This is a genomic window from Paraburkholderia sp. SARCC-3016 (assembly GCF_031119615.1).
Lineage (GTDB): Bacteria > Pseudomonadota > Gammaproteobacteria > Burkholderiales > Burkholderiaceae > Paraburkholderia.
Genome location: NZ_JAVHZD010000099.1, coordinates 1 through 1,058, shown reverse-complemented (window position 1 = coordinate 1,058; position 1,058 = coordinate 1). Strand labels below are relative to the sequence as shown.

At 62.5% G+C, this 1,058-nt stretch carries 1 protein-coding gene and 2 pseudogenes; 2 read left to right on the top strand and 1 reads right to left on the bottom strand.

Annotated features, from left to right (window positions below):
* Positions 1 to 341 precede the first annotated feature (341 nt).
* Together QYH69_RS35870 and QYH69_RS35865 are read left to right on the top strand one after the other, a co-directional pair.
* Positions 342 to 830, top strand: a complete 489-nt coding sequence (locus tag QYH69_RS35870; RefSeq protein ID WP_308836341.1) for a transposase — start codon at positions 342 to 344, stop codon at positions 828 to 830.
* A pseudogene (locus QYH69_RS35865) lies at positions 770 to 922 on the top strand (hypothetical protein); the annotation flags it as partial. The gene QYH69_RS35870 and the pseudogene QYH69_RS35865, both read left to right, overlap by 61 nt.
* 24 nt (positions 923 to 946) lie before the next feature.
* Here the strand turns inward: QYH69_RS35865 and QYH69_RS36220 are convergent.
* Positions 947 to 1,058: pseudogene (locus QYH69_RS36220) on the bottom strand (AAA family ATPase); the annotation flags it as partial.

The window sequence follows — 1,058 nt, the reverse complement described above, 5'->3', positions numbered from 1 at the left end:
TTGGGGATTCGGTTCATGTTTGCCTCCATTCCCAAATTCTACGGAATGTTGGCGTCTACTTTCTCCGACCGGCCTCAGGATGGCGGCGTCGGACAGCCGTGCGACGCGATTGCTGTTCAGCCCGGCAACTCTGGGACGCTTCATGAGACTCAGATCCGTGTGCGTCGGAGGGAGCCCGTAGGGCGAGCGCAGACGCACCGGGGATGTGCGGTTCGCCAGGGGGGATGACGCGGGAATCGGGATGAGGTAGAATAACGTAAGCGATAGTTTCTGCCCGCCTAGCGTGTTCGATGGTGGAAGATCAAGCTTGCGTCCGCAATCACTCAACTTGCGGACGCAACATGACCCCGGACGAACTTGATTTCCTTCCCCTTAAAGTCACGCACATCGACGAAGGCGGTCGGCGCTGCTTCGATCCCGAAGCCAAGCGACTACTGATTGAAGCGTGCGAGCAGCCCGGCGCGTCGGTGGCCGGGCTGGCGCTCAAGGCTGGCGTGAACGCCAACCAGCTGCGCAAGTGGATCCTGCTGGATCGCAGGCGGGCGGTGCGCAGCGACTGCGTGGAGTTGCCCGGCACGGGCACGGCGGAATTCGTACCCGTAGTAGAAGTAGCCGATCGGCGCGCGGTGCGCGCGAATTCAAGACTGCCCGCGTCCGGGGCTGTGACGCCCATGCCCCGGGCGCGTGAAGTGACGCGCCCCTCGCAGCGTCCGCCGTTGCCGTCACGCCTGGTGGCGCAGTTGCCCAACGGGGTGAGTCTTGAACTTGAATGTACGCAACAGGACACGGCGCTGCTCACAGCGATGATCGACGCATTGAGGAGCCGGTGATGCTGCGCTTCGCTGACGACCTGCGGGTCTATCTGCATCGCGAGCCGGTCGACTTCCGGTGCGGTATCAATACCCTTGCCGCCGTGGTTGAGAATTCGATGCGACTGGATCCACTCGCGCGCGCCGTGTACGCGTTTCGCAACCGTAAATGCGTAACGCTCTTGCCGGCGCGCTGCCTCGAGCTGCAACATCAAGTCGGCCGCGGTGATGAATTTCGTCTTGATGCCA